Raw genomic sequence first — 6,235 nt, 5'->3', positions numbered from 1 at the left:
CGGTGCCGGTATTGGCGATGCGGACGGCTTTTTGTGTTGCGGCATCGAAAAGATCCAGATGTGCCTTTGAGACGTCGCATCCGATGTAAACAGGGTGTACCATGGCAAGCCTCATCCTGTGCTACGAGGTCCGCGCTCACGGCCTCCATCAACTGTTCAGGTTGGGATTATCAGAGCGGGCGGAGGTCCAAAAGCCAGCAGGCGGTCTCTAACGACCAGGATTCCGACGGCCTTCCGCCCGCACTCTACATAGCACAAATCCAATACACAGGATTCCGGCTCAAGGCCGGAATGACGGAGGTGGGGAACGTCACGAATACAATAAATATCGTGCCTTGATCCACCCGAAGGGGTCAGACAGGTTCACAGGGCCGGTGTGACGGCATGTGGATGATTCGCTTCATTAAACTGGAAAAAATCTCCTCCGTCATCCCTGATCGAAAGGGAGAGGCGTTCGCCATCCGGGAGGAAAGAGGGACGGATGCCGTCCATAACCCGTCACATAATTCAGCGTGAAGCGGGGCAGGTGGGGCGATCCGGCGGCTGCAGGGATGAAGCGCCGCCGGTATCTCTTCGGATCAGGCGCGTGCTTCCGGCGTATAGCCTGCAGCGGTGATGATTTCGGCAATACGTGCCGCATCGGAGACGCCGCCGACCACAACCGTGCGGCTTGCCGGATCGGCATGCACGGCAGCGCCGGGAACGGTCTTTTCGATCGCGCCCTTGATCACTCCGGCGCAGTGACCGCAGGTCATGTCTTCAACGTGAAAAGAAAGGTCTGCATCAACCGGTACCGTGGTGGTTTCGGCGTGATGCTGGTGAGCGGTGCACATAGGCGGTTCTCCATGGTTTGGAATTCTAACAGGAGGAGCCTGGACTATTCCAACGTGGGAAGGTCAAGCGCTTTATTCGACGGCGCTCAACAAGTCTGCCACGACATCAGCTGCGCCAGAAGATCGGCATCAGCAGCACCAGAACCGTCAGGATTTCCAGACGTCCGAGCAGCATCAGGACCGAGAGGAGATAAAGCGCGGGATCGCTGATGGTGGAGAAATTACCCGCCGGGCCGATGATCGGGCCGATGCCGGGGCCGACATTGGCGAGCGAGGTCGCAACGGCGGAGGTGGCGGTCAGGAAATCGTAACCCATCAGGCTCATGGCAAGGCTGCCGGCGATCCACAGCGCGATGAAGCAGCTGACGAACAGGAAGATCGTCCGGATCGTATCGGGATCGACCACCTGCTGGCCGTAACGCACCGAATAGACCGCGTTCGGATAGATCAGCTTCTTCAGCCCGGCGCGCACCACGTTAAACATGATGAGAAAACGATAGGCCTTGATACCGCCCGCCGTCGAGCCGGAACAGCCGCCCATGAAGGTTGCGAAAAACGCGACGACGACGACGAAAGGCCCCCAGAGCGTATAATCGTCACTGGCAAAACCGCCGGTCGAAAGGATCGAGGTCATATTGAAGAAGGAATGGCTGAGTGCGTCATCCAGCGGCACGCCGTTCCTGAAATGATGGTAGACGCCGACCGCAATCGAGATCGCACAGAGATAACCGAGGAAGACGGCGATCTGCGGGTCGCGCAGCGTTTCCAGCCGGCGGCGCACGGCCAGCAGGATCATGACCGAGAAGGGCAGGCTGCCGAAGATCAGGAAGATGGTGGCGATCCACAACAGCGCCGTATTGTCGAAATAGGCGAAAGACGCGTCATGGGTGGAGAAACCGCCGGTCGCGACCGTCGACATGGCATGGTTCAGCGCATCGAAATGCGACATGCCGGCAAAATCGTAAGCGATCGTACAGGCAAGCGTCATGATGATGTAAATGGCCACGAAAGCCCGGGTAAAGCTCGCCAGCCGCGCGAAAGGCCGGTCGTTGCCGGTATCGGAAGATTCCATGCGGAAGAAGGTCATGCCGCCGACGCGCAGCAGCGGCAGGATGAAGAGGCCAAGCGCCACGATACCGATACCGCCAAGCCAGCACAGCAGAGAGCGCCAGAGAAGGATGCCCTGCGGCGCGTTGTCGAGACCGGCAATGGCTGTCGATCCCGTCGTCGTAATGGCGGAAACGGATTCGAACAGCGCCTGGCCGAGCGTCAGGTTGAGTTCGGACAGGTAAAGCGGAACCGCGCCGACAATGGAAAACACCAGCCAGAGCAGGTTGACGAGCAGAAAGCCGAAACGTTTGTTGAAGGCCGCAATCGGCCCGCGCGTCGCCAGCGCGCAGGCAAGCGCAAAGCCCCCGCACATGAAACCCGACAGCGCAAACACCATCCAGTCGTCATTGCCGTAATAAAGATCGGTGAGCGCCGGCAGGAACATGGCCGTCGCCATGTAAAGCCCGAAGATGGACGCCACATAAATGACCGAGCGCAGAAGGTTGCTGTTCAAGAAATGAAACCCGGAGTTTGTTGCCGCGCTGAAATGAGTCTTTGTCTCGGACGTCTTCCTATGGCATAGCGGGTGCCATTATGAATTTCAATGGATTGACTATCGTGGACAAGCAGCTTGTGGAAGCAGCGCGGCGAGAAGTGCGGGAAATATTCCCGGAAACGCCGTTGCAGTTGAATGAACATCTCAGCCGTCGGTATGGCGCGTCGATTTGGCTGAAGCGTGAGGATCTGTCCCCGGTTCGTTCCTACAAGATTAGAGGCGCATTCAACTTCCTGCGCAAGGCGGTGGCCAAGGCCGGCAAGAACAAGGTTTTCGTCTGCGCTTCGGCCGGCAACCATGCGCAGGGCTTTGCTTTCGCCTGCCGTCATTTCGGTGTTCACGGCGTTGTTTTCATGCCGGTGACGACACCGCAGCAGAAGATCGAAAAGACCCGCATCTTCGGCGGCGAATTCATCAGCATCCGTCTGGTGGGCGATATATTCGACCAGTGTTATGCCGCCGCCCGCAAATATGTTGAGGAGAATGACGGCTACATGGTGCCGCCATTCGACCATGAGGACATCATCGAAGGCCAGGCGACGGTCGCCGCCGAGATCATGGATCAGCTTCCGGAAGGCACGAAGCCGGATATCGTCGTCATGCCCGTTGGCGGCGGCGGTCTTTCTGCCGGTCTTTCGGGCTTTCTCGCCGGCACGGTCCGCAAGGAGAACTTCGTGTTCTGCGAGCCGGAAGGGGCGCCGAGCCTGAAGAAAAGCCTCGAACGCGGCGAACCGGTGACGCTCACCAAGGTCGACAATTTCGTCGACGGCGCCGCCGTTGCCCGCATCGGCGACCTGAACTTCAAGGCCCTGAAGGATTTTCCGGCCGAGCAGGTCATGCTCATCCCGGAAAACGCCATCTGCGTGACGATCATCGAGATGCTGAACCTCGAAGGCGTGGTGCTGGAGCCGGCCGGTGCGCTGGCGATTGCCGCGCTGGAAAAGCTCGGCCGCGAGAGGCTGGAAGGCAAGACGGTCATCGCCGTGGTTTCCGGCGGCAATTTCGATTTCGAGCGCCTTCCGGATGTGAAGGAACGCGCCATGCGTTATACTGGCGTGAAGAAATACTTCATTCTGCGCCTGCCGCAGCGCCCCGGCGCGCTGCGCGATTTCCTCAACCTGCTCGGCCCGGATGACGATATCGCCCGTTTCGAATATCTGAAGAAATCGGCCCGCAATTTCGGTTCGATCCTGATCGGCATCGAAACGAGCGCGAAGGAAAACTTCGCCGGCCTGCTGGAACGCTTCGAAGCGGCCGGTCTCGGTTATGAGGACATCACCGAAAACGACATCCTGTCGAACCTGATCATCTGATCGGGGAGCGAAAGGCAGGGAAGGGCGGATCGCCTCCGCCCTTCAAAACTGACACAGATTGAGGGAGTGAAAGCCATGGCATCGTTTTTTTCCAAAATCCTCTCGGCCTTCGGCTCCGGCCAGCCGTCCTCCGACGCGCCGCAGAAGACGGCCCAGGCGGAGCCGCATGCGCATGGCGACTATCTGATCTATGCGACGCCGATCAAGGAAGGCGGTCAGTTCCGTCTGGCGGGCCGCATCGAAAAAAAGGCCGGCGATGAAGTGCTGGTGCATGAATTCGTGCGCGCCGACGTCTTCACCAGCATGGACGATGCGGTGGAGTTCACGATCCGCAAGGCAAAGCTCATCATCGACCAGAACGGCGCTTCGCTTTTCCCAGGAAAATGATGACGCATTCTTGCCGCGGATATTAAGATTCCGTTGTTTGCTTCGGCCTATCGTCTCTAGAGGGCATGGAGTCGCGCCAATCAACCCGCGCGATATGGATCGATAGGGCATGTGCCGATGCAATGGGCAAATCTGGCCCTCTTTCTGACGGAGGCCATCGTCTATTTTTCGGTAATGACGGCATTCCTTCATTACCGGCATATTCTTGGCATCGGTGTTTTTCTCACCGCGCTGGGCGTCATGCATTTTCTGGAGACCTATCTGGCGGCCGTCTTTTACGTGCAGCTGCCTTTCGGTGTGGCGTCGCCCGGCTCCTCGATCCTTTTTGCCGGCAAGCTGATGATGATCCTCATGCTCTATATGCGGGAGGACGCGGCGGTCGTTCGACAGCCGATCTACGGCCTGTTTCTCGGCAATATAGTGACCGTCGCCATGGCGCAGATCATCCGTTTCCACCAGACGGTCGCGATCGTTCCCGGGCAGTCGGTCAGCACCGCATTTCTGGATGAGATGGGCGTGCTGATGGTCTGGGGAACCAGCCTGCTCTATATCGACGCCATCGCCATCATCCTGTTTTACGAAAAACTGGGGCGTTATCTGCAGCGCCATATCGTGCTGCGCTTCGCGATCTGCGGCGTCGTTATCCTGAGCTTCGATCAGGCAGGTTTTTATGGGGCGCTGCGATTGTTGTTCAACGCACCTCTCGATGTCTTTTACGATGGCTGGAAGGCGAAGATGGCGGCAGTCGGCATCTATTCGCTGCTGTTTGCCACCTATCTCTGGCTGACATCGGCCAAGGGCCGCTTTCTGACACGCCGCAGCGTTGCCGATGTCTTCAACGATCTCACTTTCAGGGAACGTTACGAGGAGCTTCTGTCCCGCTCCGGACGCGATATGCTGACCGGCGTATCGGACCGCGCCCGCATGGAACTCGATGCGCCCTCCGTCGTCGTGGAGTGCCTGGAGAAAAAGCGGCCGGTCAGCGTGCTGATTGTCGATATCGATCATTTCAAGACCGTCAACGATACGTTCGGGCACCTGCAGGGCGATGAGATCTTGCGGGAATTCGCCGCCGTCCTGAAGCGCGCCGTGCAGCCGCTGGGGCATCTCTACCGCTTCGGCGGCGAGGAATTCGTGGCGCTCCTGCCGGCGATGACGCATGAAACGGCGCTGGCATTTTCGGACAGTCTCCGGGCCGCGATCCTTGCGGACCTGCAGCGACCGGACGGTTCGCCGCTGACCGTCAGCATCGGCGTCGCCACCGCTTTCGAGGATGGACAGCTTTTCCGTGCGCTCTTATCGGAGGCCGATGCGCGGCTCTATGCGGCAAAAAATAACGGCCGGGACCAGGTCCACGGCCGTTACGGAATGTGGGTCGGCTGATACCGGCAATCCTGGCCGGCATCAGCCCGACATTCGATGTGCCTCAGGCGGCCTGCGCCAGCTCGGCAACCTTGGCTTCAGCGGCGGCCACAGCCTTTTCGACGGCTTCCGGACCGAATGCCAGGCCTTCGACATAGATGACTTCCACATCGGTCATGCCCATGAAGCCGAGAACGGTCTTCAGGTAAGGAACGGCATGGTTCATCGATACGGCCGGACCTTCGGAGTAAACGCCGGCAGCAGCCAGAACGATATAGACCTTCTTGCCGGTGGCGAGGCCGACCGGGCCGGTTTCGGTGTATTTGAAGGTCTGGCCGGCGCGGGCGACATTGTCGATCCACGACTTCAGGCCGGAATAAATGTTGAAATTGATGAGGCCGGTGCCGATGACGACGGTGTCGGCGGCCAGAAGCTCGGTCACCAGCTTGTCGGAATAATCGGCGGCAACCGCTTCTTCGGCGGTGCGCTGGTCGGGCGCCTTGCGGATGGCCGCGGTCTTGACGGTGTCGAGATGCGGGATCGGGTCAGCAGCGAGATCGCGGTGGACAAGGGTGTTGGAAGCCGACTTGGCCTTCAGCTTGCTGGCGAGTTCACCGGCAAACTTGTTCGAAACCGATTCGTCGCCACGCGGGCTGGAGGTGATGAGAAGAATGTTGGACATGGTCTTTCCTTGCATATGCGATGAATTGACGGGCGCCTTGGGAGGGCGGGAG

General features: G+C 59.1%; 6 protein-coding genes. 3 read left to right on the top strand and 3 right to left on the bottom strand.

Annotation, left to right across the window (positions count from 1 at the left end; all coding sequences use genetic code 11):
• Positions 1–578 precede the first annotated feature (578 nt).
• On the bottom strand, positions 579–833 hold the full coding sequence (locus EM858_RS06265; protein WP_127756169.1) for a heavy-metal-associated domain-containing protein: 255 nt from the start codon (positions 831–833) through the stop codon (positions 579–581).
• 106 nt (positions 834–939) lie between these two features.
• Positions 940–2,397 (bottom strand): TrkH family potassium uptake protein, encoded by a 1,458-nt coding sequence (locus EM858_RS06260; RefSeq protein ID WP_020811121.1) that lies wholly within the window; start codon positions 2,395–2,397, stop codon positions 940–942.
• An 80-nt stretch (positions 2,398–2,477) separates the two neighbouring features.
• Here EM858_RS06260 and ilvA point away from each other — a divergent pair, with 80 nt between their 5' ends.
• The 3 genes from ilvA (at position 2,478) to EM858_RS06245 (ending at position 5,522) form a co-directional block, all read left to right on the top strand.
• Positions 2,478–3,752, top strand: a complete 1,275-nt coding sequence (gene ilvA, locus EM858_RS06255; RefSeq protein ID WP_127756168.1) for a threonine ammonia-lyase — start codon at positions 2,478–2,480, stop codon at positions 3,750–3,752.
• Between the two features lie 75 nt (positions 3,753–3,827).
• Positions 3,828–4,139, top strand: coding sequence for an HlyU family transcriptional regulator (locus EM858_RS06250; RefSeq protein ID WP_020811123.1), 312 nt, complete (start codon positions 3,828–3,830; stop codon positions 4,137–4,139).
• Positions 4,140–4,256: 117 nt separating this feature from the next.
• Positions 4,257–5,522, top strand: coding sequence for a GGDEF domain-containing protein (locus tag EM858_RS06245; protein WP_020811124.1), 1,266 nt, complete (start codon positions 4,257–4,259; stop codon positions 5,520–5,522).
• Between the two features lie 43 nt (positions 5,523–5,565).
• Here the strand turns inward: EM858_RS06245 and EM858_RS06240 are convergent, their stop codons facing one another.
• The gene (locus EM858_RS06240) at positions 5,566–6,183 is read right to left on the bottom strand and encodes an FMN-dependent NADH-azoreductase (protein ID WP_080856228.1); all 618 of its coding nucleotides are present in this window, start codon (positions 6,181–6,183) and stop codon (positions 5,566–5,568) included.
• Positions 6,184–6,235 lie beyond the last annotated feature (52 nt).

Origin of the sequence: Agrobacterium sp. CNPSo 2736, assembly GCF_004005385.1 — a bacterium.
Lineage (GTDB): Bacteria > Pseudomonadota > Alphaproteobacteria > Rhizobiales > Rhizobiaceae > Agrobacterium > Agrobacterium leguminum.
The sequence above is the reverse complement of the archived record's forward strand: the minus strand, read 5'-3'. Positions and strand labels throughout refer to the sequence as shown.

Excerpts from the sequence above, each read along its gene's own strand:
- EM858_RS06265 (WP_127756169.1), bottom strand. The coding sequence starts at position 833 with ATGTGCACCGCTCACCAGCATCACGCCGAAACCACCACGGTACCGGTT.
- ilvA (WP_127756168.1), top strand. The coding sequence starts at position 2,478 with ATGAATTTCAATGGATTGACTATCGTGGACAAGCAGCTTGTGGAAGCA.
- EM858_RS06250 (WP_020811123.1), top strand. The coding sequence starts at position 3,828 with ATGGCATCGTTTTTTTCCAAAATCCTCTCGGCCTTCGGCTCCGGCCAG.
- EM858_RS06245 (WP_020811124.1), top strand. The coding sequence starts at position 4,257 with ATGCAATGGGCAAATCTGGCCCTCTTTCTGACGGAGGCCATCGTCTAT.
- EM858_RS06240 (WP_080856228.1), bottom strand. The coding sequence starts at position 6,183 with ATGTCCAACATTCTTCTCATCACCTCCAGCCCGCGTGGCGACGAATCG.